At 66.7% G+C, this 24,578-nt stretch carries 20 protein-coding genes, 1 pseudogene and 1 riboswitch; of the genes and pseudogenes, 7 read left to right on the plus strand and 14 right to left on the minus strand.

What is annotated here, in order from left to right; all coding sequences use genetic code 11:
• Positions 1-98 precede the first annotated feature (98 nt).
• Positions 99-797 (minus strand): TenA family protein, encoded by a 699-nt coding sequence (locus tag FDF13_RS03570; RefSeq protein WP_137318480.1) that lies wholly within the window; start codon positions 795-797, stop codon positions 99-101.
• A 141-nt stretch (positions 798-938) separates the two neighbouring features.
• Positions 939-1,042, minus strand: a riboswitch (TPP riboswitch).
• An 854-nt stretch (positions 1,043-1,896) separates the two neighbouring features.
• Here FDF13_RS03570 and FDF13_RS14660 point away from each other — a divergent pair.
• Positions 1,897-2,517 (plus strand): hypothetical protein, encoded by a 621-nt coding sequence (locus tag FDF13_RS14660; RefSeq protein WP_175406783.1) that lies wholly within the window; start codon positions 1,897-1,899, stop codon positions 2,515-2,517.
• 111 nt (positions 2,518-2,628) lie between these two features.
• On the opposite strand, the gene FDF13_RS03580 is transcribed toward FDF13_RS14660, so the two are convergent.
• From FDF13_RS03580 to FDF13_RS03595, 4 genes are all read right to left on the minus strand, one after another.
• Positions 2,629-5,241, minus strand: a complete 2,613-nt coding sequence (locus FDF13_RS03580) for a S8 family peptidase (RefSeq protein ID WP_137318482.1) — start codon at positions 5,239-5,241, stop codon at positions 2,629-2,631.
• The gene (locus tag FDF13_RS03585) at positions 5,238-6,194 is read right to left on the minus strand and encodes an AAA family ATPase (protein ID WP_137318483.1); all 957 of its coding nucleotides are present in this window, start codon (positions 6,192-6,194) and stop codon (positions 5,238-5,240) included. Before FDF13_RS03585 ends, FDF13_RS03580 begins: the two co-directional genes overlap by 4 nt.
• Before the next feature lie 187 nt (positions 6,195-6,381).
• Positions 6,382-6,699, minus strand: coding sequence for a recombinase family protein (locus tag FDF13_RS03590; protein WP_137318484.1), 318 nt, complete (start codon positions 6,697-6,699; stop codon positions 6,382-6,384).
• On the minus strand, positions 6,696-7,106 hold the full coding sequence (locus FDF13_RS03595) for a hypothetical protein (RefSeq protein ID WP_137318485.1): 411 nt from the start codon (positions 7,104-7,106) through the stop codon (positions 6,696-6,698). The genes FDF13_RS03590 and FDF13_RS03595 overlap by 4 nt, the downstream gene beginning before the upstream one ends.
• Before the next feature lie 207 nt (positions 7,107-7,313).
• Between FDF13_RS03595 and FDF13_RS03600 the strand changes: the two genes are divergently transcribed.
• Entirely contained in the window at positions 7,314-8,315 is a 1,002-nt protein-coding gene (locus FDF13_RS03600; protein ID WP_137318486.1) for a DNA-processing protein DprA, read from the plus strand.
• Between the two features lie 9 nt (positions 8,316-8,324).
• Here the strand turns inward: FDF13_RS03600 and FDF13_RS03605 are convergent.
• A pseudogene (locus FDF13_RS03605) lies at positions 8,325-10,208 on the minus strand (ATP-dependent RecD-like DNA helicase); the annotation flags it as partial.
• A gap of 53 nt (positions 10,209-10,261) precedes the next feature.
• On the opposite strand from FDF13_RS03605, the gene FDF13_RS03610 reads away from it, so the two are divergent.
• A complete protein-coding gene (locus tag FDF13_RS03610; RefSeq protein ID WP_175406848.1) occupies positions 10,262-11,746 on the plus strand; it encodes a recombinase family protein in 1,485 nt (494 codons plus the stop codon).
• A gap of 365 nt (positions 11,747-12,111) precedes the next feature.
• Here FDF13_RS03610 and FDF13_RS03615 read toward each other — a convergent pair whose 3' ends face one another.
• From FDF13_RS03615 to FDF13_RS03635, 5 genes are all read right to left on the minus strand, one after another.
• Positions 12,112-12,975 carry an exopolyphosphatase gene (locus FDF13_RS03615; protein WP_137318487.1) on the minus strand — a complete coding sequence of 288 codons (864 nt, stop codon included), beginning with the start codon at positions 12,973-12,975 and terminating at the stop codon, positions 12,112-12,114.
• 367 nt (positions 12,976-13,342) lie between these two features.
• The gene (locus FDF13_RS03620) at positions 13,343-14,116 is read right to left on the minus strand and encodes an NADP-dependent oxidoreductase (RefSeq protein WP_254668891.1); all 774 of its coding nucleotides are present in this window, start codon (positions 14,114-14,116) and stop codon (positions 13,343-13,345) included.
• 35 nt (positions 14,117-14,151) lie between these two features.
• A protein-coding gene (locus FDF13_RS03625; RefSeq protein WP_175406849.1) for an IS5 family transposase occupies positions 14,152-15,049 on the minus strand; the annotation gives its coding sequence in 2 pieces (ribosomal slippage) (positions 14,152-14,691 and positions 14,693-15,049; 897 coding nt in all).
• A gap of 136 nt (positions 15,050-15,185) precedes the next feature.
• The gene (locus FDF13_RS03630) at positions 15,186-16,415 is read right to left on the minus strand and encodes an MFS transporter (RefSeq protein WP_217494897.1); all 1,230 of its coding nucleotides are present in this window, start codon (positions 16,413-16,415) and stop codon (positions 15,186-15,188) included.
• A gap of 11 nt (positions 16,416-16,426) precedes the next feature.
• Complete coding sequence (locus FDF13_RS03635; RefSeq protein ID WP_137318489.1) at positions 16,427-17,185, minus strand: SDR family oxidoreductase; 759 nt, start codon at positions 17,183-17,185, stop codon at positions 16,427-16,429.
• A gap of 54 nt (positions 17,186-17,239) precedes the next feature.
• On the opposite strand from FDF13_RS03635, the gene FDF13_RS03640 reads away from it, so the two are divergent.
• On the plus strand, positions 17,240-17,851 hold the full coding sequence (locus FDF13_RS03640; protein WP_217494898.1) for a TetR/AcrR family transcriptional regulator: 612 nt from the start codon (positions 17,240-17,242) through the stop codon (positions 17,849-17,851).
• Between the two features lie 45 nt (positions 17,852-17,896).
• Here FDF13_RS03640 and FDF13_RS03645 read toward each other — a convergent pair whose 3' ends face one another.
• Positions 17,897-18,265 carry a nuclear transport factor 2 family protein gene (locus FDF13_RS03645; protein ID WP_137318490.1) on the minus strand — a complete coding sequence of 123 codons (369 nt, stop codon included), beginning with the start codon at positions 18,263-18,265 and terminating at the stop codon, positions 17,897-17,899.
• Between the two features lie 71 nt (positions 18,266-18,336).
• Here FDF13_RS03645 and FDF13_RS03650 point away from each other — a divergent pair, with 71 nt between their 5' ends.
• On the plus strand, positions 18,337-19,206 hold the full coding sequence (locus FDF13_RS03650) for a LysR family transcriptional regulator (protein WP_137318491.1): 870 nt from the start codon (positions 18,337-18,339) through the stop codon (positions 19,204-19,206).
• 166 nt (positions 19,207-19,372) lie between these two features.
• A complete protein-coding gene (locus tag FDF13_RS03655; RefSeq protein ID WP_254668892.1) occupies positions 19,373-20,116 on the plus strand; it encodes a relaxase domain-containing protein in 744 nt (247 codons plus the stop codon).
• 15 nt (positions 20,117-20,131) lie between these two features.
• Here the strand turns inward: FDF13_RS03655 and FDF13_RS03660 are convergent, their stop codons facing one another.
• Positions 20,132-21,481: an IS256 family transposase gene (locus tag FDF13_RS03660; RefSeq protein ID WP_137318492.1), complete on the minus strand. Its 1,350-nt coding sequence runs from the start codon at positions 21,479-21,481 to the stop codon at positions 20,132-20,134.
• 70 nt (positions 21,482-21,551) lie between these two features.
• On the opposite strand from FDF13_RS03660, the gene FDF13_RS03665 reads away from it, so the two are divergent.
• Positions 21,552-24,290 (plus strand): ATP-dependent RecD-like DNA helicase, encoded by a 2,739-nt coding sequence (locus FDF13_RS03665; protein WP_137318493.1) that lies wholly within the window; start codon positions 21,552-21,554, stop codon positions 24,288-24,290.
• Here the strand turns inward: FDF13_RS03665 and FDF13_RS03670 are convergent, their stop codons facing one another.
• A complete protein-coding gene (locus FDF13_RS03670; RefSeq protein ID WP_137318494.1) occupies positions 24,291-24,491 on the minus strand; it encodes a hypothetical protein in 201 nt (66 codons plus the stop codon).
• Positions 24,492-24,578 lie beyond the last annotated feature (87 nt).

The following is a 24,578-nucleotide window of genomic DNA, read 5'->3' on the forward strand; positions in this document are numbered from 1 at the left end:
TAGTGGGCGGCGGGCGCGCGGACCGGGTGGCACGCGGGGCGGTCGGTGCCAGAGCGCGAGGTGCCGGCCGGGATCGTGCCCGGCCGGCGAGCGCGGGCTCAGGCGTAGGCGGTGTCGAAGAACGCCCGCTCGAGTCCGACGACGTGGCGCCACACAGCGGTGAGGCGCTCGCGTTCGGCGGGGTCGTTGGGGAACACCCGGTCGAGCTCGTCGACGAGGAACTGCACCCATTCCCGGAAGTCCGGACCGCGGTGGAGCTCGATCCATTCGCGGTGGACGTATCGCTCCGGCATCTCCGCCGTGCGCTCACCCCAGTCGAGGTAGAGCCATTCGGCGATGACGAGGAGGACAAGGAGATGCGGGTAGGACCGGGACCGGGCGGCCTCGGTCATGGCATCGCGGAACGCCGCAGTCGTGGGGGTGAGGGCGGGTGCGGTGCGGTCGGTCTCCGCGACGCCGAGCTCCTCGAATGCCCGCTGGAAGTACCCGTCCTCGTCCGCTGCGAGCATCCCGAGCTGGCGGGAGAAGCGGAGCTTCGCGGGCACGCGGTCGGCGAATGCGACGCAGCCCCCGAGCATCGACAGGAAGGTGTCGAAGAACTGGTAGTCCTGCACGAGGTAGCCGGCGAGCACACCGTCGTCGAGCGTGCCGGCGAACAGCTCCCGGACGAACCGGTGGTCGACGGCGGCGTCCCAGTCCTCCGCTGCCGACGCGCGCAGGGCGGCGACGGCGCCGCTGGGGTCGACGGTGACGGTGGTGGCGGTGGGATCGGGTGATGACGGGTGGTTGTCGGACATGGTGTCTCCTCTCGCGGATCGGACGCTGACGCCTGCGGCAGCGTGTCGACAGGAGAGTCCCGAGCGGAGGGTGCTGATCGCGGGGGCGGCGGCATCCGCGGGACGAGCGCCGCTGCGTCCGCCCTCGGGCGGGCACGGTGCGGGCACCGCGACACGACTTCCTCCGCCGGTACTGACCGGATCAGGTTCGAGGGTCTGCTTCCGCACTCTCAGCGCCCGCGTTCGGCGCTCCCCTGTCGTACGGTCCGATCGTACCCCACGGAGTCGCGACGGCGGCGGGTCGTCAGCCGGCGAGTGACTACGGCTCGGCGGACGCTGGGCCTGACGGACGGATCCCCGGGACGCCCAAGTAGCCGCCGTCAGCTGGTTCCTGGACCGCGGATTCTCGTCACTGCGCTCGACGGCACGGGTGCTTCGGGCTCGGAGGAGGATTGCTGCCGGAGACGACGCGATCCCCGCCGGAATCCGGCGGGGATCGTCGAACGAGTCACTGTCTCACGGTTTCTCGAGTGGAGCTTGCGGGAGGCTTGTCGAAACTTCCCCCCAGCGCTTGCGTCAATGGTCGCGAGCCACAGGGTCCATTCGGGGCGTGTGCCCCACTTGGCGAAGCGTGCCACAGCCTCCGGGTGGTTTAGCGCTCTATCGCCAGGCGCCCCAGGCCCGCTGCCAGCGCTGCGGCGGCGGGAGCCATGTACCGTCGTTCGAACGGGGTGCCCAGCACCTGGAGCGGGACGCTGCCAAGTGCTGCCACGGCAAGGAGCCCCAAGAGGCGTCGTTCTGCCCGGGAAGCCTTCCCTGCAATCCCCGCGCCACGCGCCACCAGGGCCGCCACCGGCAGAAGACTGCACAGGCTCACAGCAGCAACCCGGCGCCCGTCCGCCGAATTCGTAACCCGACCCCCGCTGACAGCGGTGTGCGGTAGGCGACCAGTGAGTACCGAGGCGTGGGTCGCCATCGTGGCCGCCAAGCCACCCACAGCGAGCGCAACGGCTGGGCCCCGCGGCACCTTCTCACCCAAGGACTGATCGGCAAGCACGGCGTGCCCCTTTCATGACGAGGTGATCGACAGGATCAGTTTCGCTCACCAATATAGGCGCCCGTGGACACCCGCGTCGAGCGATGCACGAGCCTCAACGACGAAGAAAACGCCACCTACACTCCCGAGCAGACCACCGCCAGCGTCCTCGCCCACACCAGCATCGATGCCCCGGCGCACGTCACCGCAGAAACAAAACTGCCCCGCCATCAGGCGGGGCAAGTTTCGATTTTCTCATCTTACGTGGAGGTAGCGCGACAGTGCTCTAACCTTGCCCCGGCTCTACAGTTGGCGGTCTCGTCGCATCGGGCGATCCGGCGTCGCCGTAGGTCAGGGCCGGGCCCGGCCTCCTCGCGGCCGTTGCCGCGACCAGTTCCGCGGTTGACGGCGGCGATGCTGGACGAGGCGGAACGCCGCTACAAGGACGGCGAGATCCTGCGGGCGATCGCGGGTGATCTGGGCGTGAGCCGGCAGCGTCTCGCTGACCGGTTGCGGGAGCGAGGTGTGCGGTTGCGCGGTGAAAAGCCGTCATCTGAGCAGGTGCGCGAGATGTGCCTGCGCTACGAGCAGGGCGAGTCGTTGGCCAGGGTCGGCGAGCGGATGGGTTTCAACGCCAGCACCGTTCGCGTGCATTTGCTCCGTGCGGGTGTCGCGCTTCGTGATCCGCACGGGCGGGAGCGGTAGACGTTCAGCCGAAGAAACCGCTCGAGATCGGTAAGTCGAAGGGCCATTCTCCCGCTGTCTTCTGGAGTCACTGCCCTCGACCGCAGCGTCGCGTGCACGGTGAACGCTCGGTTAGCTCCGCACACGCTCCCGGGCGCGTTCACGCGCCTGCTGGCGGAGTCTCGCTCGAACCTCGTCGTGAATGGTAGTCGAGACTTCCTCAGCCGTTTCGACAGAAACGACAAGGGCGTAGCGGACGCTCTTCTTCTTGGGAAGGTGTTGGGCGTCGTCCATGCACTCGACGTGTATTGGAAACGCATCGCCATCCGCGAAGGTCATCGCCCGTGAACCTTGGACGAGTTCGTGTTGGAGGCTTCCACGCCTAACAGTGAAGTGCTCTCCCTCTATCCGGTCCCCTGCCGCGAGCTTCGTATCCGGGGTACCGAAGTAGACCTTGGCCCCTCGATAACGCGTGAGCTGTCCCACCGTAGGTACCGCGTACGCAAGCGTGATGGTGAAGCGGTGCCACGCCGCTCGCGACCTCAGCGATGGCGGAAGCGGCAGTTCGTACGTGTGTCGCTGGTCTCCACCGATGCGGCCGCCCGCGACCAACACGGCACGATTGGTGGCGGCTACTCCGAGACGGGAGGTATCGAGCTTGCCGTATCCGAGCAGCGCCGAGAGCTTGCGGCGAGCATCTTGCCCGGGGATACCGAGATCACTGCGAAGTTGACCTTCCCATTCGCCCCAGCTGCTCGCGTGCGCGAGGAGAGCTCGTACCAGAAGCGGATGATATTCCGGGCCCGGCAGGGGCGAGTCTTCTTTGACGTCAACGCCAGCTTCAAGAATGTCGAACAGGCGACTTGCTTCACGCGTGACCAGTGCCGTGGCATTGCTAGTGCCGAAGGTGAAGGCTGTGCGGTTCGTTGCGCCACCCCTCCCCGGTGCTGCGACTTGGAGGCCGGGGCCAGTCTGAGCGGTGTGGGCCAGTTCGAGGTCCACCAGATCCTCGCCAGGCACAAGAACGGGTCGGAGGTAGAGTGCCCGCCCCCCAATGTGGTGAAGGTCAGGCTTGATAGAACGATCAACACCCGGTCCCGTTGCCCCGTAGTACGCAGGTGCTCCTGGATTTGTGATATCCCATACCGCGTCGGAGACCTCGGTGTCGTCCAGCCCGTCGTCGTGCGTGGCACCGATCGTTAGAGCATTGAGTGCATCGCCGGGAGGCAAGATTCCCTTCAAGATGCTCTTCTCGTAGACCGCCCGGGTCGCCGCGTGTCGCGCCGTCTCCAGCGTGTTTGCTGAGGTTGCGGGAATCGTGATGGGGGCAGTGTGATTACCGGCGCTGACAATGAAGAGGAGGTTGTAGGTGTGTGCCAACCAATCCAGTAACCGACCAACAGGACTCATTCGGCGAGTAAGAGCCCGGGCCTGAGCTCCGATGGAGAGATTAACGATTCGGACGCTGGGCGCAGTGGCGTCCCGGCCGTCTTCGCCCTCCTGGATGCGGCGAATCGCTCGATGCAGCAGGTCGGGGAAAAGTCGCTCCGGATCGACCTGTTCATGGGTCGTGGACAGTTCGTGCGGCCTCATGATCGGTCGCACGTATAGTGGACGATCTAACGGCTCACCAGGCGCCGACAGATCACCATGGATGATGAGCGAAGCCATGGCAGTGCCGTGGTTACGAGCAGCATTTGAGTAGGCGTCACCGACGCCCTCCGGATCATCGATCATGAGTCGACCAGTCAACGCATCATGGTTCTGGAAGGGCAATCCATCCAAGAGCGCGACCCGAGGCAAACCTTCGATGCGCTCGCCTGCGGGCAGCCGCACCTCGGCCACAGGATCTGTGGTTGCCGGGGCAACAGTCATGGATGTGAATGGGCTGACGAACATCACATCGTCGGTGGTGAGCAAGCGGATTGCCGCGGCCCCATCCCTAAGCACCGCGCGCACCTGCTGTATCGGCAGTTCGGCAAGAAGGCCGTGATAGGTGATATCTCGGATCTGCGAACGATCCAGGATACGACCACCGCTCGCAGCAATAACCTGCTCCACATGCGACTCCGCCGCAGCTCGTTGCGAGGGGTCCCGCCTATACCAAAGCTCTACCTCGACTCTTACGGTGCTAATCGACTGGCCAATCATGTCGAGAGTTTCCTGCCAGCGCTCGCGAAGGCCGGTCTCTCGGATACGGTCCTCTGGCCCCCATCGTCTAATCGATGTCAACTGATGGAACGCGTCTTTGAACTTGCCGAGCCCATGTTCAAACTTAGCGGATGGGTCTGCTTGCCACAGCGCGAAGAGTCGAAGGAGCTCGTCGATCGCTTTCGAGCTCGACATCACCATGTACAGAGAGTGCTGCACCGGCTTTTCTGTGCGACCAGCCTCACGTTCGGTCATGTGGAAATCGTCATCCGGATCGGCACGATCCCCCAGGAGCTGGGACAAGAACTCGAATCCGTCGATCTTGTCAATCGCGTTCTGGAAGTCCTTTACCGTGCCGGCCAGGTCGAACACAACGACCAACGCAGGGTCTACTTCGTTCGGCGCGGTTTCGGCAAGGCGTGCCCGCTCAGCATCAAAAGCAGCAGTGAGTTCTTTGAACTGAGGAGAGAGCCGCGCGCCTTGGCGGCCCGAGCCTGGTTTAGAGAGTCGCGGCATATCGCGCCGACGTTGTGAGGGCCGAGCATCGACGACTGGCGGTGCGAATGCCAGGAGCGGCCTGTTCTCCGCGGTCACCCCGTTGCCTGACCGCGCCGATGCTCAAGTCGCTCTTGGACTATCTGGCGTAGGTTGCTGTCCGGGAGCTCCAAAATTGCGCGACGTCGGACATCGAGGGCGAACTCTTCCAACTCCGCATAACTTGCCCCGGCGAGCTTATCCGCCAGCGTGCGGGGGGCGAATCCGAGATCGCCGCCAAGACGAGCAGCGAGTCGTTCAAGAAACTGCGTCGCTTGGGCACGGCTAGGCGCGGCGAGTTCGGTACGAATCTGGAATCGACGCCACGCCGCGCGATCGAGAAGTTCGCTGTGGTTAGTAGCACCGATAAAAATCACATGTGCTGGAAGACGGTCAACTTGGAGGAGCAACGTGGAAACAACTCGTTTGATCTCTCCGGTCTCGTGCTCGTCAGATCGCTCTTTGGCGATAGTGTCTAGTTCATCGAAAAACAGGACGCATCGGCGAGTACGAGCGAATTCGAAAGCATTGTCGAGCCTGGCGGCAGTCTCTCCTAGGAAGCTCGACACAACGCCTTCGTAACGCACGACGTAGAACGGAAGCATCAACTCGGCAGCGATGGCCTCAGCCACGCTGGTCTTCCCGTTGCCCGGAGGTCCGGACAGCAGAAGACGGTTACGTGGCTCGATCCCGTAACTGCGCAGCAGTTCAGCACGCTTCTGCTCTTCGACGAGTTCCGTCAAGACTCGGCGCGGTATCTGCGCCAACTCGATATCGCTCAGACGACGGCTCGGAACGATCTCCTGTACCAGGTCGCGAATCGCCGCCGAGTGATCGTCGCGCACGTGACTCTGACCGGTCGTCGTGATGAGCTCCGAGAGGCGGTCGGCGACCAAGTGGTGCTGGTTGGCACGTTCCTCAGCGATGACCGACTCGACCAGAACCCGGAAGCGGTCTCGATCACCTCGGCGCTCCGCTTCGACAAGGTCGAGGAGCAGGTCTGCTCGCGCCATGTCCCGCCTCCCCAATCTTGTGCCAGTGTCCGCAACTCTTAGTCTATCGTGGACGGCCCTGAGGCTGCCGATCCGCGCCGACATCCGGGCGCGATGCGACCATGCCCACTTCGTCCTGCTTCGAATTGACGACGGAACTGCAACCTTCTACCTCCGAGCACGAACCAGCGTGTGCTCAGTCGGGAAGTCAAAGGCCGGGGGCCGAGGTGCGGTCTTTGGTGACGTGGATGTCGGCTCCGGCGTCGTGGAGCTGCTGGACGACGGCGACGTGATCGGCGTACTTGGAGCCGAGCCGAGCGAGATCGGTGACGATGAGCCCGGTCACGTCCTCCCGCTCGACGGCATCGAGCACGCCTTGCAGACCGTAGCGACTGCGCCCGACGTCGGTGAAGACCTCGGTGACGGTCAGGCCGTGCTCGTCAGCGTAGCGGCGGCAGGCGGTTTCTTGCTGGTTCAGCCAGGTCGGGTTCTCTGCCGCGCTGTACCGGTAGGTGACGGCCTTCATGACGCACCTCCGGCCGTGACCAGAACCTCATCCGGCGTAGTACCGCGCGACTCGGCTTCACGGCGAGCAGCGCGACGCTGGACGTGTTCGCGGTGGAGGGTGCGGGCGAGGGCGATGAGGCTCATCGGGCCGAGCCAGAGCATCTTGAGCGCGTTCCATGCGCACAGCAGGGCGATCAGGTGGAGCCAGCCGGGGCCGCCCTGCTCGATGTGGTCGGTCAGGAGCTTGACGGCGGCGATGTAGGGGGCGGCGAGCAGCATCGCGGGGACGCCCCATGTGAGTCCGCGGCGGGTGTAGACGGCATCGCGGATGCGGTTCGTCGGGAAGAGCCGGCGGGCCGGTTCCAGGTTCTGGGCGGTGTTCTCGCTCTGGTGCCAGCGGCGTCGGACGCGGTCGCTGAGGAACATCGGTGGGCCTCCATTCAACACGGTTCGAATGATCGAGAAGCGGCGTGTTGGTGGTGGCCCCGGAAGGGGCGATCCCGAAGGACTCTACAGATGGAATGCCTGCGCTTCACCTCCGAGTTTACGCCGGGGCCTGGCGAAGGGGAAGGTCTCGTCGCGGTGCTGGGTGCACCTGCGCTGGTAGTGCCTGGTGAGTAGAAGGACCCGGTCATGGTTGCTCTGGCTGACTACGCCTCCGATGAGCGGACGGCCCGCGTGATGCTCTCGATGATGATCGAGCCCGCCGACCGCACCGTCGGTCGCCTGCTACGCCGCGAAGGCGGCATCGAGACCCTCCGGCTCCTGGACGCGGGCGGGTCGATGCCCGGCGTCCGGGCTGAGGAAGCAGCGATCCTGCACCACACCGCACAGCAGTTCGCCTCACGAGACCACCTCGGCGACGACCTGGCGGGGGTGCTGGACGGGTCGTATGCGCCGCTGATTCCTGGCGATGCGCATTGGCCGGGCGCGGTGGACGCGCTGGGTGATCGTGCCCCGTACGTGCTGTGGGCGAAGGGGGCGACCTCGTTCCTCGCGACCCGGGCCGAGGATCGGGTGACGATCACTGGTTCTCGGGCCTCGACGAGTTACGGCGATCTCGTCGCCGGCGAGCTCGCCCAGGATGCGTCGCACGCGGAGCAGATCGTGGTCTCCGGCGGCGCCTATGGCATCGACGGTGCCGCGCACCGCGGCGCGTTGGGTAGCGGTGGGCAGACGATCGCGGTGATGGCCGGCGGTCCGGATCGTCTCTACCCGGCGGGGCATCGCGACATGCTCGAACGGGTTGGCGATGTGGGGTTGCTGGTGAGTGAGATGCCGCCCGGGTCGGCGCCGACCCGGCACCGGTTCCTCGCCCGCGGCCGGCTCCTTGCGGCACTGTCCTCGGCGACGGTGATCGTGGAAGCCGGGGCACGCTCCGGCGCCCTGCACGTCGCCCGCGAAGCGCATGCCCTCGGTCGTGGGGTTGGGGCGGTGCCCGGCCCGGTCACGTCCGCGGCGAGCACCGGCACGCATCTGCTGCTGAGCGAGGGCACCGCCGCCCTCGTCACCGGTCACCACGACCTCCCAGTCCTCACCGGCGACCGACGCCAGGCCCCGGCACGAACCACGGGCCTGAACGCCGCGCGCGATGTCGATGCCGTCGATCAGAACCGGCCCGCCCGCTCCCTCTAATCCGACGGGTCAGAGCGTGCGCCCCTGTCGGACCTCCATGGTGAGGTCCGGCTGCTCGGTGTTCTGGGTGTGGCGGCCGAGCTGCTGTGCCCGGGTGAGCGCGGCATTGGCGCGGGCGGCGTCGAGCTTCTGCGCATCCGATCCCGCATCGCGGCCGAGAGGGGTGTCGTCGGTGATCTGGTACCGGTCGCGGTACGCGGCGACAACCCGGCCGGCCTGCCGCCATCGCTGAGCCACACGTGCGTCCGCGGGCTTGTTCCCGAGCGCGGCCGTCCACGGCTCCCCCTCGTCCAGGTCGCGGTCGAGGACCGCGGATGCGCGGTGTTCGATCAGCTCTTCGCGCTCGGTGAGGGCGTGGTGCATCTCGGGGTCGGTGACACCGGAGGCATACGGGATGAGCCCCGCGATCAGCCGCGGCGACCGGCGGGTGCGTCCGGACCCGGCGGGGCGGGCGGTGGCGCGGGCGAGGCGGTGATGCAGGACCGAGGCGATGTCGTCGGCATCGGCGAAGCCGCGCGCCCCCACGAGCCGCGGGAAGACGTCGTCGAGGTCGTGGTGGTTAGCCTCGGCGCGGCGTAGCTCCGCGGATAGCGCACCGTAGGCGTCAGACCCCAGCACGAGATCGACCTGCCCCTCGGTGAGGCCGGAGGCTTGGAGGAGGGTGACCCAGCGGTCGTGCTGGCCGGCTTGGGCGATGGTCTCGTACTCCGCCGCCAACTGAGCGATGGACCCCCAGCGTTCCTCTTCGGCGGTGATGGTCTCGTGCGCGGACAGCTCCGCGCCGACGTGCTGGAGCACCCCGTACAGGACGGACCGGGCGGTGGCGTCGGGGTTTTCGGAGGGGTGCGGGGCGACATGCGCGTCGTCTGTGGTGTCGGTGGCGACGTAGGCGTAGTTCCCGTGCCGGCCGCGGGTCATCGCGACGTAGAAGTTCTCCCGCGTCGTCGTCGCCGTCACCAGCACGTGAGAGGTGTCGACGGTGACGCCCTGGGCGCGATGCCCGGTGATCGCATACCCCAGCTCGACCTGCTCCGCAACATACGCGGCGGGGAGCACCAGTGACCCGCCGAAGCGTCGCCCGGCGGGGCGGACGGTGATCGACCCGTCCCCGGCGACGGCGGTGATCGTCCACCGGTCGCCGTTGCGCACCCAGTTCTTGCCGTTCTTCGACCGCAGCCGCCGGTCGTTCTCCCGCGTGATGACCCGATCCCCCTTGGACACCTGGGTGCCGTCGTGCAGGGTAACCTCCCGTCCGGGAGTGATCGTGCCGTCGAGGATGAGGTCGGCGCGGGCACGCTCGTTCAGCTGCGTGACGGTGTCGCGGGTTTCTGCGACCAGGATAGACGCCCGCCCCGCCTGCACGTCGTGTCGCCATGCGGTGTAGGCGGCATCGACCATCGCGTCCTGCTCCCCGCCGCGCACCCGGTCGTGCTCGATGAGCGTGTCGATCGCCGGGGTACGCCCGTGCCGCAGGGCCAGCGAGTTGGCCTTCTCCCACGCCTGCGTGAACCGGTGCACGTCGGTGAGTTCGGCGGCGTCGTCGCGGTCGTGGACGAGCATCCCGAACGCCCCGCCCGCATCCACGGCCTGGAGCTGCGACCAGTCACCCACGAGAAGCACTTTCGCGCCGACTTGTTCGGCGAGGCCGGTGATGCGATCGAGGGAGCCGGTACCGGCCAGGGAGGCCTCGTCGAGGATCACGAGCTGGTCCTTGTCGAACGTGGTCCCGTGCAGGAGGTGCATCTGCCACCAGCGGGCCGTGTTCTCCGTCTCGATCCCCAGCTCCTCGCCGAGCACCTGCGCCGCGTTCTCCGACGGTGCCAAACCGACCACGCTGCCGGGGCCGTGCTGCTGCTCCCAGGCCCGCTTCAACGCGCTCATCGCCGTGGTCTTGTCGACGTGTCGGGTTTGACCGGCGTACCTACCAGGCAACGAGGGAGGTCGTCATGGACGGCACGGAAGACAACAACAGCATGGAGCAGGTCGTGGTGTACCTGCGCATCTCCGAGGATCGTACCGGCGCGGAGGCCGGGGTCGAGCGGCAGCGCCAGGACTGCCTAGAGATGTGCGCCCGCCTGGGGATTACCGATCCGGCGGTGTTCATGGACAACGATATCTCTGCCTACTCGGGGAAGAAGCGCCCCGGCTACATCGACCTGCTGGAGCGGGTGAAGCTCGGCCCGTCGAGGATCGTGGCGTGGCATGTGGATCGCCTCTACCGTCGCCCCCGTGAGCTGGAAGACCTCATCGATCTCGTGGAGACACACCCGATCCGCATCGAGACGGTCAAGGGCGGCGCGTTCGACCTGAACACCCACGAGGGCAGGCTGATGGCGCGTCAGCTCGTCGCGATCGCCTCCTACGAGTCCGGGCACAAAGCCGACCGGATCAGGCGGGCGAACCAGCAGAAGGCCGAGCGTGGTGACTGGCACGGCGGAGCGAAGTACGGGTACGGCATCGGTGGCGTCCTCATCCCCGAAGAAGCCGCGGTCATCCGGGAGATGGCCGACAGGTTCCTCGCGGGCCAGTCGGTGCGGCAGATCACGAGGTGGCTCAACCGCGACGACGGCCCAGTACCTCCCAACAAGGGCAAGAGCCGGTTGAACGTGTGGCACGAGAGCACCGTCGGCTCGATCCTCTGCTCAGCGCGTATCTCCGGGCAACGCGCCTACGAGCCGGCATCGAAGACGACCGCGACGTGGGAGAGACGCGACCGGGCGATCCTCGGGCCGGGCAACTGGGAAGCGATCATCACCCCCGAGGAGACGATGCGCATCCGGGCGGTGTTCAACCATCCCGACCGGCGCGTGGGCCGATCCTCCAAGAGCCTGCTGGCCGGGCTGATCACCTGCGCCAAGTGCGGCAACACCCTCGTCTCCTCGGGGCTGCACCGAGGCGAGACCTCGATCGGGAAGCGCCGCTTCTACCGCTGCCTCCCGCTCCCCGGTCGCCCGGAGCGTGGCGGGCTCGTCGTGTCCGCCCACGGCATCGAAACCCTCGTGGGCGAGGCGATGATCACCCGCCTGGCAGCGACCACCCTGCCCACGGCTGCGCCGGGTGAGGATGCGGGGGTCACTGCGGCGATGGAGCAGATCACCGCCGCGCGGCAGCGTATGGAGGACATGGCCCGCGACTACGGCGCAGGGCTGCTCTCCCGCACCGAGCTCCACGCCGCGAAGACCGCTGCCGCCGCGACGATCAGCAACGCCGAACTCGTCCTGGGACGTAACGCGAAGTCGTCCGCGTTGAAAGGCATCCCGATCGGCAACGAGCAAGCATTACGCGCGGCATGGGAGACCGAGTGGTCGATCCCGCAGAAGCGAGCGATCATCGCTGCCCTGGTCGACACCCTCGTCGTCAAGCCCGCAGAACCCGGCAAGACCGGGGCGAGGTTCCGGCCCGAGCGCGTGGAACTCATTTTCAAAGCTTGACTCGCCACCGACGCGCGAGCGTCGCTGTCCCAACGAAGGACGGCGGCGTTCGTGTGCTCGGGTCAGTTCTCGGGGCGGGTCAGGACGCGGAGCTTGGCCAGCGCCACCGGGTCGCTCACCTCGACCGGCACCCCGGAACGCTCGCACGCCTCCCTGGTCCATGCGCCCACGTCATAACCCGGCGGCAGACCACTGCGTGCCTGGCCCCGCCGCTCACGAGCCACTGGGGTTACCGACGTTCTGGGTGCACTGGGTGCTGCTGTGTTCGCCTTCATACCCGACAGGTACGCACCTGAGACCACAACATGTAGTAGCCGCATCCACTAAGTGGCACTACATGTGGCGTCTCTTCTTGGGTTCACCGTTCAGGTGTCGGTTCGGGGCTTGGCTGCCCATATCGCAGCCAACAGGCCACTGTCGCCGCGCAGCGAATCGAGAGGTTCCCCGTCGAGGAGACGCAAGAGAACCCCGTCGCCGGTCGGGGTGCCCGCGTGCTTGCGGTCAGGATGACCCAGGACGATTCGCAGCAGCGCCGCCCACGACCTCGGCGGTATCCCCAGCAGTGTCGAGATCGTGCGGTCGCGGCGTAGCACCTCCACCGCGTTCGGCCGGGAGGTCAGATCACCGGCCCGGTAAACGACATGCTCGATGCAGTCGGTCACGAGCACGGCATCCCAGCCCGCCGAGGCGAACAGCCCCACGATCTCCGACAGGACAGCAGCAACCCGATCACGGCCGCCGGAGTCTTCCTGCTCGTCGGTGGCGGGGTTGACGGCGAACGCGGGATCATAGTCAGCCAGGTTCTCACGCTCCGCGAACCGGATGGCGTCGTGGAACCCGACGATCCTGGCCGTGTGACGCACCTTGCTCGGCGAGACCAGCATCCCCGCCGCCCGCACCTCGACGCCACAGGTGATCTTCATAGCGCGAGTGACCACCGCCCACGGGTTCCCGGCGTTCCTGGTCGAGGGAGCGAGCATGACTTCGAACGCTGCCGAGGCGATCTCCCACTCATCCAGTGCGTACTTCCGGGCCAGGCGTCGATACCTCTCTGCCGTGTAGCGCATGAGTTCCGCTGCTTCGCGGTCACTGCGCCACGCCCCAGGCCCGGCCTTGTGCAACCGGATCAACAGGGCACGCAAGCCCTCTGGCGTCTTGAACCCCTGGCGCGGCGAGCCATCCGGGGCTGCGGCATCGTCGCCTGTAGTGGGTGGGGTGTGTTCGGTCACGGTGGCACCTCCCGTGAAGGAGGTGCGCCACCAGAACCCGCACCAGCGCAGCCCTTACAAAGGCGACCCGTCAGCAGACGCGCCGCTCACCCTGCGCAACGCACAGAGCTGTTGGTGCGGATGCGACTCGCCAGAAAACCGTTGTGCGTCGAGACGGGCAGCTGATGTGCGCCGGAGATTACGGCTGGCCGAGCACTTGGACATCAAATGGACGAGGGCACCCGGCGCTCAGTCACACTTCGAGTTGTTGACGGGGAGAGGTCCTGGCTGCTCCGTTGACTCCACCGCGCACAACCCGGGTGGAGTAGACGCTCTATGAGCACCTCAACTCGCACCGGCTGGAGTAACTCGACACATGCGTACCGCCCTACGTCGTGAGGACGACTTTGCCGAGTAGACCACCCGCCTCGGCTCGTCTATGTGCCTGCTCGATCCGAGCCAGCGGGTACTGTTCGGCGACGCGCAGCGCGAGCTTGCTCGAGTCGACAAGGGCAGAGAGTTCGCGGAGCCGTTGCGAGTCGTGCTGGACGTAGTTATGCACCGCGATCACTGCACGCTGTTCAAGTGTCTCGGGGATAGTGTCGTCGCTGACGGTGACGAGTCTGCCACCCTCGCGCAGCAGGTGGGGATGGTCGAGGACTCCCGCCGTATCGAAGATTGCATCGAACGCGCTCACGCTCGTCGGGTTTGAGTGCGCGGATGCGGCTCCGAGTTCGAGAACTGCCGCTTCGTGTTTCGGGCGCGAGACCAGCCCGGCGGCTGTGATCCCGGCGTGTGCGGCGAGCTGCACCGCCATGCCACCGACACCGCCTGCGGCACCTGTGATGAGCAGGCGCTCACCGTCTTTGAGGTCGAGCCGTTGGAGTGCTTGGTCGGCGGTCAGCGCCGCCAGCGGCAGAGTCGCCGCTGTTGGCAGGTCGACGGACTCCGGCGCAGGCGCGAGGACCGCTGCGGGGATCGCGGCGTATTGCTGCCAGTTTCCCGACCCGTCCGGCTGTGGCGGGTGCATGGCGATGACCCGATCGCCCGGCGACCAGCCGGAGTCCTCGGGCGCGGTGATGACGATGCCCGCCAAGTCCCAGCCGAGCACCGTCGGGAAGCGGCCGACCTGTTGCGGCGTGTCAGGCGTGCGGGTCTTCACGTCAACAGGGTTGATCGTGGACGCGATCACCGCGACTAGGGCGTGTCCGATAAATGGTGTAGCCACGCAATAGCCGCGTTGAGTACGACTGCTGCGCGGTAGACGATGGCGAGTTTGTCGTAGCGGGTGGCCAGGGCCCGCCACTGCTTCAGGCGGCTGTAGCCGCGCTCGATGACGTTCCTGCCCCGGTACTTCTCGGCGTCGAACTTCGGCGGCCTGCCTCCCTTGGAGCCGCGGCGCTTGCGGTGGCCCTGTTGATCTTTCGGCTCGGGGATGACTGCTTCAATCCGGCGGCTGCGCAGGTAGGCACGATTGGCCCGCGAGGAGTACGCCTTATCGCCCAGCAGTGCTGTCGGCCGGGTGCGGGCGCTACCGAGTCCGGGGCGCTGGACCCGCAGCTGATCCATGAGCGGGATGAGCATCGGGCAGTCGCCGTCCTGGCCGGCGGTGCACACGGTGACCAACGGCAGTCCGTGGCCGTCGACGAGCTGATGGGTCTTTGTCGACAGCCCACCCCGGGACCGGCCCAGCGCGTGGTCAGGCGGCTCGACGTCCGGATTCGTGTAGTTCGACGAATCCCTTTTTTAGGCGCGTGATGTTCGTTGAGTGTTGATGAGCACGCGCGATCGTGGAGTCCACCGACAGCGACCAGTCGAGCTCGCCGGCAGCGTCAGCGTGAGCGGTCAAGCGGGCCAGCGCGGTGTCCCAGGTGCCGTCGCCGGCCATCCGGCGATGCCAGGTCCATACCGTCTGCCACTTGCCGAACGTCTCGGGCAGGTCCCGCCAGGCGATCCCGCATCGGTAGCGGTAGATGATGCCCTCGACCATCTGGCGGGCATCAGCGAAGGGCCGGCCCCTGCGGCCGGTCGGAGCAGGCAGCAAGTCAGCAATCAGCGACCATTGAGCATCCGTGAGCAGTTGGAATCTCGACATGCTCCCAGGCTCTCAGCCAGCGAACCACATCATTGTCAGACACGCCCTAGCGCTTCGCCGGTGGCGGGCGTAGGGAGCGGTGCGTCCTGGATGGTGAGGACTTCGGGGCCGCCATAGGCGGTGATGGGTGCGATCTTCATGCGTGGGTCTCCTCTGTCGCGGAATCAGTCGGGGGCGTGTGAGGTCGTGGCTTAGCGCGGAGTGCAAGGGTCGTGAGGACGAGGCCGAGGATGGCGAAACCGGCACCGCCGAAGCCACCCCATTGCAAGAGCCCCGCGGCGACAACGACGCCGCCGAGGGCGGAGCCGATCGCGATGGCGAGGTTGTATGCGCCGACGTTGACCGCCAGCGACAGGGTCGGCGCGGCTCCCGCGTGTCTCATCACGAGCGATTGCAAGGGGGCGATCGTCGCGGTCGAGAGCAGGCCCAGGATCAGCACGAGCCCAATCATTGGCACCCGGTATCCCGCGAGCAGTGGGAACGCGGCCAGTGTGACGACGAGGGCGAGGAACACGCCGACGAGGGTCTTGCCGAGGGAGAGGTCGGCGAGGCGACCGGCGATGAGGTTGCCAATGAAGCCGCCGATGCCGTAGGCGAGCAGCAGCGCGGGGATCACTCCTGCGGCGATGCCGGTCACGTCGGTCAGCAGCGGCACGAGGTAGGTGAAGACCACGCTGACCCCGGCGAACCCGATCACCGTCGTCGCCACGGCCAGCAGCACCGGGCCGCGGAGCAGGGTGCGGATCTCATCGCGCACGCCGGTGGTCGGAGCAGGAGTGCGGGGCATCGTCCATGCGAGCAGCAGCGTGCCGAGAATCGCGGCGATGGCGATCACCGCGAACGGGAGCCGCCAGTTCGTGCCGCCTCCGAGGAACGCTCCGAGGGGCACGCCGAGCACGGTAGCGACGGTGAGCCCGGAGGTGACGATCGCGATCGCGCGACCCTGTTTCTCCGCTCCGAGCAGGGCGGTCGCGGTCGTGAGACTGATGGCGAACAGGGTGGCCTGGCTGCACGCGGAGAGCACCCGGCCGACGATGATCCACGCAAACGATGGCGCGAGCACAGTCAGTACCGTGCCCGCGATGAACAGCACGCCGAGCCCGATGGCGAGCCCTTTGCGCGGCAGCTTCGCGGTCAGCACTGTGACGATCGGCCCGCCGATGGCGACACCGAGCGCGTAGGCGGTGACGGTTTGGCCCGCCGCGGCGATGGAGACCGAGATGTCGGCAGCGAGCTGCGGGAGTACTCCCGCGACGAGGTACTCAGCGCTGGCGGTGCAGAACACCAGCAGCACAAACCCCGACAGCACGAGGCCAGGACGCACGGGATTGGAGTGGACAGAGGTTTCGGTTCTGGTCATGCTCATCTCGTGCCGGCTCAGAGGCTGGAGCCGCCGGTGGCGTCGATCGTCTGCCCGGTGACCCACCGCCCGCGATCGCTGGCGAGGAAACTGATGATGTCGGCGACGTCCTCGGGAGTGCCGATCCTGCCGAACGCGGAGACCTGCGCGGCACCGTCACGGGCTCCGGGTGCGTCGATCCAATCGGCATTGAGATCGGTGTCGATGATGCCGGGCGCGACCGAGTTCACCGTGATCCCGCGCTTGGCCAGTTCGGGCGATACCGCGTGCAGGACGCCCTCCAGCCCGGCCTTCGACGCGGTGTAAGCGAGGTGGGTGGGGGCGGCGACGGACGTGTAGCCGGTAGATACGGCGACCACGCGGCCACTGTCGTTCAGGGAGTCCGCGAGGTGATGCAGCAGGAACAGAGGTGCGGTCAGGTTCACCGCCTGCACGCGGGCATAGGTCTCTGGGTCGAGGTCGGCGAGTACCTGCGCACCATTGATGCCAGCGTTACTCACGAGCACGTCGGTGCCGGTGAAGCCGTTTTCGGCCACTGCACGCTTCCACTCGTCGGCGATCGCCGCGGCCGCGGCTTCGCCCTCGGACAGCTCGGCCTGGATCAGCACCGGCATCGCTCCGAGCGACCGGACACGCTCCGCCGTCGCCTCCGCTGCCGCGTGGTCGTGGCCGTAGTGGATGCCGATGAGCGAGATGCCGTCGCGGGCGAGCGCTGCTGCCGTGGCTGCGCCGATGCCTCGGGATGCGCCGGTGATGAGTGCTGTGGATCGGGTCATGATTCCTCCGTAGTGATCGTTACGTAATAATCTTAGGGTATCGTAGCAGTCACTATGGAAACCATGCGCAAGGCAGGACGCCCGCGGACGTTCGACCCGGACGAGGCGCTGCACCGAGCCCTCATGGTCTTCTGGGAACGGGGCTACGAGGGTGCGAGCATGACGGCGCTACAGGAGGCGACCGGTCTGACAGCGCCGCAGCTCTACCGGGCGTTCGAGTCCAAGGAACGCCTCTTCGAGCGAGCAGTGCGGCTCTACCAGGACGAGTACGGCTTCGGCCTCCGCCCAGACCTCCCCCTCACCGAGGCGGTCATCGAGTACCTTGACCGCGCCGCCCGCGAGTACACCACCGAACCCGGCCTCGGATGCCTCGTATCAACCGGCCTCCTCGCAACGGGGCAAGATGCCGAGGCCGCTGCCGCGACCTGTCGAGCAGAACGCGACCAAGCTCTCACCGGCCTCCGCCAGCGCATGACCGAAGCCGTCACGAAAGGCGAGCTCCCTGAAACGGCCGACGTCGCCGGGCTATCTCGTACTGTCGGCGCACTGATCCAAGGCATGTCTGTTCAAGCGCGAGACGGGGCCGGATACGAAGACCTGGCGCACATTGTCACGGCGGTGCGGACCCTGCTCGCGGCCTTCGGTCCAGTGTCGGAAGCTCGGTAGACGGGAGCTTGCGAGGCGCGTTCGCTCCCGACGTCAATCGGGCAGTCAGGATGCGGTTGCGTTGCGTTGCTGAGCCGCGATGACCTCGCGGGGATCGAAAGCGACGCGGATGCGGGTGATCTTCCCGTTCTCGAAGTGCGTCCATTTCGCGGTGGGTGCGGGGCTGGCAATGGTGCTGTGCAGGTCGAACCAGGTGAGCACATCGGTGTCGTTCGCGAATCTGGCCTTCACCTCGATGTGCGTGAGGACGCGGCCGAGGCCCTGCAAGCCGGCCAGGAACTCTTCGATGCCCTGTGTCTGTGCCAGCGGGCCGATGAAGTCCACGTCATCGGAGACGAGGGAACGGATGGTGTCGTAGTCGCCGTTCTCCCACGCGGTGAAGTAGGCCTGGTCGATCTGCTCAAGATTGCTCATGCCTCAATCTTCAGCGCCACTGTGCCGATCCGTCCAACAGATAGTAGTGATCGCAACTATCATTGCTGGGTATGGAAGTGCATCAGCTTCGCTACTTCGTAGCCATTGCCGACGAGGGCTCGTTCACGGCCGCAGCCGCCCGCTTACACGTCAGCCAGTCCGGAGTCAGCACACAACTCGCGAAGCTCGAACACGAACTGGGGCAGCGCCTTCTTACCCGGGGCAGGATGCTCACTCTCACCCCGGCAGGACACTCCATCCTGCCGCTTGCCAGGGAGACCCTTGCCAGCTTGGAGGCGATCACCTACACCGCTGCCGAGTTCGCCGACGCTGTGCGCGGCCCGGCACATCTGGGGATGATTCCCGGCTGCACGATCCCCGGCCTGCTCGATGTCGTCGCACACCTCCGCACAACCCATCCCGGCATCACACTCCACGTCAGCGAGGGCAGCGCCACCGACCTCCAAGACGGCATCCGTGAACGCCGCCTCGACATCGCACTGACCGGCTACGCGGGCACCCTTCCGCCGGAGTTCGCACACAACCTCGTCACCGACGAACAACTTCACGTCTTCGCCCCACAAAGCCTCGGCCTAGGCGCACGTCCAAGCGTGGCGGACATCCAGCAGCATCCTGTTCTCTGTCTTCCGGTTGGTAGTGGAATCCGCGCTGCCTACGACCAGTCGTGCGTCAAGCTCGGCATCGCTCCCAGAGTCGATATCGAAGCCAGTTCACCCCTGACGTTGCTCGGTCTCGCCGAGCGCGGCGGCGGTGTTGCCGTGCTGCCGCCTTCAACTGAGGTCTCCGGAGCCCTCGTCAGCAAGCCCCTGCGAGATGCAGCAATCCACGCGAAGCTCGCACTCATCAGCCGTCACGAACAGTCCGCACCCGCCGTCCGGCTCGTCACCGAGAAACTCACCGCCGCCCTCAGCCCGTCCTGACTGACCCGCCCATCCCAGCTTCTCTCCGGCAGCTACATCGCCGCGCCTGACAGCAGCCCACTTTCACAAGACGCTCCCGTTCCGTCCACCAAACAAGGCTATGCACGCATTTTACGGCGGTGCCGTCGTGCACACCTCCCTCGCGAGACCACTCATGAGGGAGGCGGTGAGCGGCGTGAAAGGTGGCGTGCTCCTGTTCCGCGGCAGCGGCGTGGCCGCGCGCCGGTACGTCGAGGCCGACCGATCCCGCGCCGATGAGTACTACCTCGGCGCAGACGACGCCGTGGCCGAGTACGCCGTGATCGACGCTCGCGGCGAGGTCAACGCCACACGATCCCTGTCGGCGGATGAGTACGAGGGGTGGATGGACTGGATCAACCCCGTCACCGGGGAGTCGATGGGCGTCCCGCGCAATCCCGGCACCACGCCCGGGAAGGCGCGGAGAGGGTCGCCGCTGTTCGCGGAGATGACGATCAACGCCCCCAAGTCCCTGTCGGTCGCCGCCGCCCTCCACCCCGAGGTCTCCGACGCTCTGGACGCCGCGCAGCAGGACGCCGCCAGCGAGATACGGCGGTTCCTCGGTCAGCACTCGGTGACGCTGGCGGGGCCGCGTGGCGCGCAGGAAGTCCTGCCGGTCGAGCACATGCAGACCGTCGCGATCACCCACAAGACGAGCCGTGCGGGCGACCCGCACCGGCATATCCACTTCCAGATCGGCACCAGGGTATGGGCAGGCGGGAAGTGGCGAGCCTTGACGACCGCGGCCCTGTTCAAGCAGCAGGGAGCGATCCGCGCCCTCGGCACGGCGGTGATCGCCGCCCATCCCCAGCTCGCCGCCACGCTCGCAGAGCACGGCCTGACGCTCGACCCGGTGTCCGGTGAAGTCGCGGAGCTGGGGCTTGTCAAGTGAATTGTGTGCGGGGTTTTACAGGTATCGGTTGATTCGGTCGGGGTAGGCCACGGCCAGCTGGGCCAGGGCTTGTTTCCAGTTCGTCGTGACTTGGCCCTCGACGAGCCGGCCGGAAGCTCTTCGTGTGCCGGCCTTGCCGCGCTCCTTCTCGCGTTCACGGGCGCGCTTGTCCTCGATGTTGCAGATCGCCAGCCACAGCAGCTTGACCACGGAGTCGTCGGTGGGGAACTGGGAGCGGTTCTTCGTGACCTTGCGCAGCTGGTAGTTCAGCGACTCGATCGCGTTGGTCGTGTAGATCACCCGGCGCAGGTCGGGTGGGAACTGCAGGAAAGGGGTGAATCGGTCCCAGGCGTTCTCCCATACCGCCACGGCTGAGGGGTACTTCTGGCCCAATGGTGATTCGGCGAACTCCGTGAGCGCTTGCAGGGCCGTCTCCTCGTTCGCAGCGGCGTAGATCGTCTTGAGCTCCTTCGACACGGCCTTGCGGTCGCCGTAAGCGACGAACCGATTCGCTGCCCGGATCAGGTGGACGACACAGGTCTGGACCATGGAATCCGGCCAGGTCGCCTCGATCGCCTCAGCCAGGCCGGTCAGTCCGTCGCAGCACACGATGAGCACGTCGCGGACGCCGCGGTTGGCCAGCTCCGCGCACACGTGGGCCCAGAACGAGGCGCCTTCGGTGTTCTGCACCCAGATGCCGAGCACGTGCTTGATGCCGTCCATGTCGACACCGACGGCGATGTGAGCGGCCTTGGATCTGACGTGGCCGTTGTCGCGGACCTTGACCCGGATCGCGTCGAGGTAGATGACCGGGTAGAACTCCTCCAAGGGTCGATTCTGCCACTCCATCACCGCCTCCAGCACCGCATCGGTGATATTGGCGATCGTCTCGTGCGACAACTCGGTGCCGATCGTCGACAGCAGGTGGTGCTGGATATCCCGGATCGTCATCCCGCCGGCGTAGAGGCTGATGATCATGTCATCGAGTCCACCCAACCGCCGGGAGCCCTTCGGCACCAGCCTGGGGGTGAACGACCCGTCCCGGTCCCGGGGCACGGCGATCTCGATATCGCCGGCCTCCGACGCGACGGTCTTGGCATAGGAGCCGTTGCGGGAATTGGCCGTCACCTTGTCGTCGCGGTCGCCCTTGGCGTAGCCCAGGTGCGAGGTCATCTCCGCCTGCAGGCCTCGCTCGAGTGTCTCCTTGATCAGCGCCGGCACCAGACCACCGTCGCCGGTCAGCTCGACCTCACCGGAATCGATCTTGGAAAACAGCTCATCCAGAGCCCCGGACGCCTTGAGCTGCTCAATCAGCTCGGATGCCTGATTCGGGTTCGATTGTGCATCGGTCACAGTCACCATCATGTCCTCTCATGAGTGAACCGGTACACAATTCATTTGACACCCCCCGGAGCTGGAACCGTTCAACGCCATCATGAGCAAGCGGTCCGCGCAGATCAGACGCAACCTGGACCGCATGGTCGCCGAGTGGGAGGCGGAGCATCCCGGCGAGACACCCGGCCCAGCGCTCACGTCGAGGATGCAGGATGCCGCGTGGGCGTTCCAGCGCCCCGGGAAGAAGCCCGCCGACCTCAAGAATGAGCAGTGGTGGCGGCAAGAACTCATCGAGGCCGGATACGACCCCAGCAAGCTCAACCGTCGTGCCGTGCAACCTGCGGTGTCGGTGGACGACCTGGAGGTGCAGGAGGTCGCCAGCCGGGCGCTGGACCGTTGCGCCGCTGCCGCATCCACCTGGACACCCCACACCGTGGCCGAGCACGTCACCAGGATCACCACCGAGGCGGGCGTGCAGGCAACCCCCGTGGAGTTGCGGGAGTTCATCGACCTGGCCACCGGTCTCGCCGTCTCCGATTGCTTCTCCGTGCTCCCGCCGGAGATGGCGCAACCCGAACACGTGGCGCACCTGACCAGCCTCAGCGTCGTTGCTGCCGAGACCGCGCTGCGCGACCGCCTCGCCGGGTCGACGCCGGAGCGGGAGCCGGAACACCCTGACCTGACCCGCGCAGCGCACGTTGCCGAACTCGACGCTGGGCAGACCGTTGCGGCAGCGACGGTTGCCTCGACCGATCCGCTCGTGATCGTGGAAGGAGCCGCGGGCAGCGGAAAGACCACGATGCTCCGCACGGCTATCGAGGCCGCCGCCGAGCACGGCAGTGCGTCGCGAGTCGTTGCGCCGACGCTGCGGGCGGCGCAGGTCGCGCACGACGAACTCGGAGTCCCCGCAACGAGCGTTGCGGCGCTCGTGCACGCGCACGGATGGCGGTGGAACAACGACGGCGTATGGACACGCCTCAAGCCCGGCGACACCGACCCCGCAACCGGCAGCACCTACACCGGCCCGCCCAGCGATGCGGCTCTCTCGCCCGGTGAGCGGGTGATCGTGGACGAAGCGGGCATGCTCGACCAAGACACCGCCCACGCCCTCCTCACCATCACCCAAGAGGCAGGCGCGACCGTCGCGCTCGTCGGCGACCGCGCACAACTGCCCGCAGTCGGCAGAGGTGGGGTGCTCGACATGGCCGCACAGATCAGGGGCCGCACCTACGACATGACCGAACTCCACAGGTTCACTGATGCCGACTACGCAGCACTCACACTCGCCATGCGCGACCGGGAGAACCCCGGCGAGGTGTTCGACCGACTCGCCTCAACGAACCTCATCATCCTGCACGCCGACGAGGATGCAGCCCGTGAGCACATCACCGCCCATGCTCGCGGCAGGGAGGCGATCACCGTCGCCACCAACGACGAAGCCGCCGCGTTGAATGAGCGCATCCGCGCAGTGCGCGTCGAGCGCGGTGAGGTCGATGACGCGGTGACGGCGACCGGCGGCGACGGGCTGAGCATTGGTGCTGGTGACCTCATCCAGACCCGCAGGAACGACACTGGGCTGGGCGTGGCGAACCGGCAGCAATGGATCGTGCAGCACATCACTGAGGACGGCACCGTCTATGCGCGAGAAACCGCCAGCGGACGCAAGAATCCGCGCACCGCCACCATGCCTGCCGAGTATGTGGCTGAGCACACGCACCTGTCCTATGCCGCGACCGCCTACGGCGTCCAAGGCGCAACCGTAGGCGCGTCGCACACGATGCTCAGCGAGGCGACGAGCGCAGCGGGTGTCTACGTCGGCATGACCCGGGGCCGCGAACACAACCGCCTGCACCTCATCGCCGAAAACCTGACTGACGCCAGAGCGCAATTCGTCGCAGCGATGGAACGCGACCCCGCAGACCGGGGCCTCGACCACGCCAGCCAGCAGGCGATAGACGCCGTGCAGGGTCTCGTCGCCGACGGCCCTGTCAGGCTGGTCACCGACGAACTCGCACGCCTCACCACCGAGGCCGAACGCGCGGAACGAGCGGCCAAGCGGTGGGAGCAGGCCGCCGCCAGGCTCGATGCCCAACGTGCAGCACATCGCACCGAGGACGACGAGCAGGCCGACATGCTTCGAAGGGCCGAGACAGAGGCCGAACAGATACGCGCCGAAGTCACCACGCCGCTCACCGTGCAAGCCGAGCACGACGGCGCCGCCTACCTCGACGCGATCAAGGACGAGGCCACCGCGAGTGCTCGCCTCTCCATGGTTGGGCGGTTCGGGTTCGGCAGGCGCAAGGCCCGCGCCGAGCATCGGACCGCGACCGAAGACACCCGGAACGTCCGTTCGCGGGTGCGTGCGGTCTGGGGCGGTGAACCGCCGAGCACCCCCGACGCACTTCCCGCATGGGCGGCTCAGGCGGCAGCACGACACGCCCAGAGTGATCCTCGTGTGAGCGACGCTGATCACGCCGTTCAGGCGGCACGCGCCGACCAGAATGCGACCAGGCAGCGACACCAGCACGAGCGCATGGCGTTGCTTGTCAGCGAGTACGGGGCAGAGCACGCCCGCGCAAACCATCTCGGCATGCGCACGATCAATCCACACCGCACCGCCCGCGATGCCCGTGCGCGAGCCGCCCTCATCCGGGCCGAGGCCGACGAACTGCGCAGCCTGACCGCGGTGGACGCCGCCCAACTGATCGAGGCCAAGCGCGCCGAGCAGGAGCAGACGAAGCGGCAAGCGGCATGGCGGGAACGGCAGCTCAACGACCCGTTCGAGCGCGACCCACGACGCGACCGTCCCGGCCCGGAGGGACCGGCACACGGTCTCTGATCAGGCAAGCGTCCAGTGGCCTACCTCGCGGTACTCCGAGTCGTACACCGTCTCAGCGGCGGGCTGACCGAGGTCATAGTGCTTCATGTTGCCCGCCCAGTACCGCAGCACTCGCGACAGCTCCTCTCCGGGGTCGCCTGCGACGGCGGCCAGGTCGATTTCAAGATGGAACCGAGTCGCTGTCTTCTCCGTGTTTCCCATACTTCAACCGTATCCTTGAACTGCCAGTTGGCACTTTGGGGCGGACCACCACCTGTTCCCAGCGCGAGCCACCCGAAAACCCTCAAA

Source organism: Brevibacterium sp. CS2 (assembly GCF_005280295.1).
Lineage (GTDB): Bacteria > Actinomycetota > Actinomycetes > Actinomycetales > Brevibacteriaceae > Brevibacterium > Brevibacterium pityocampae.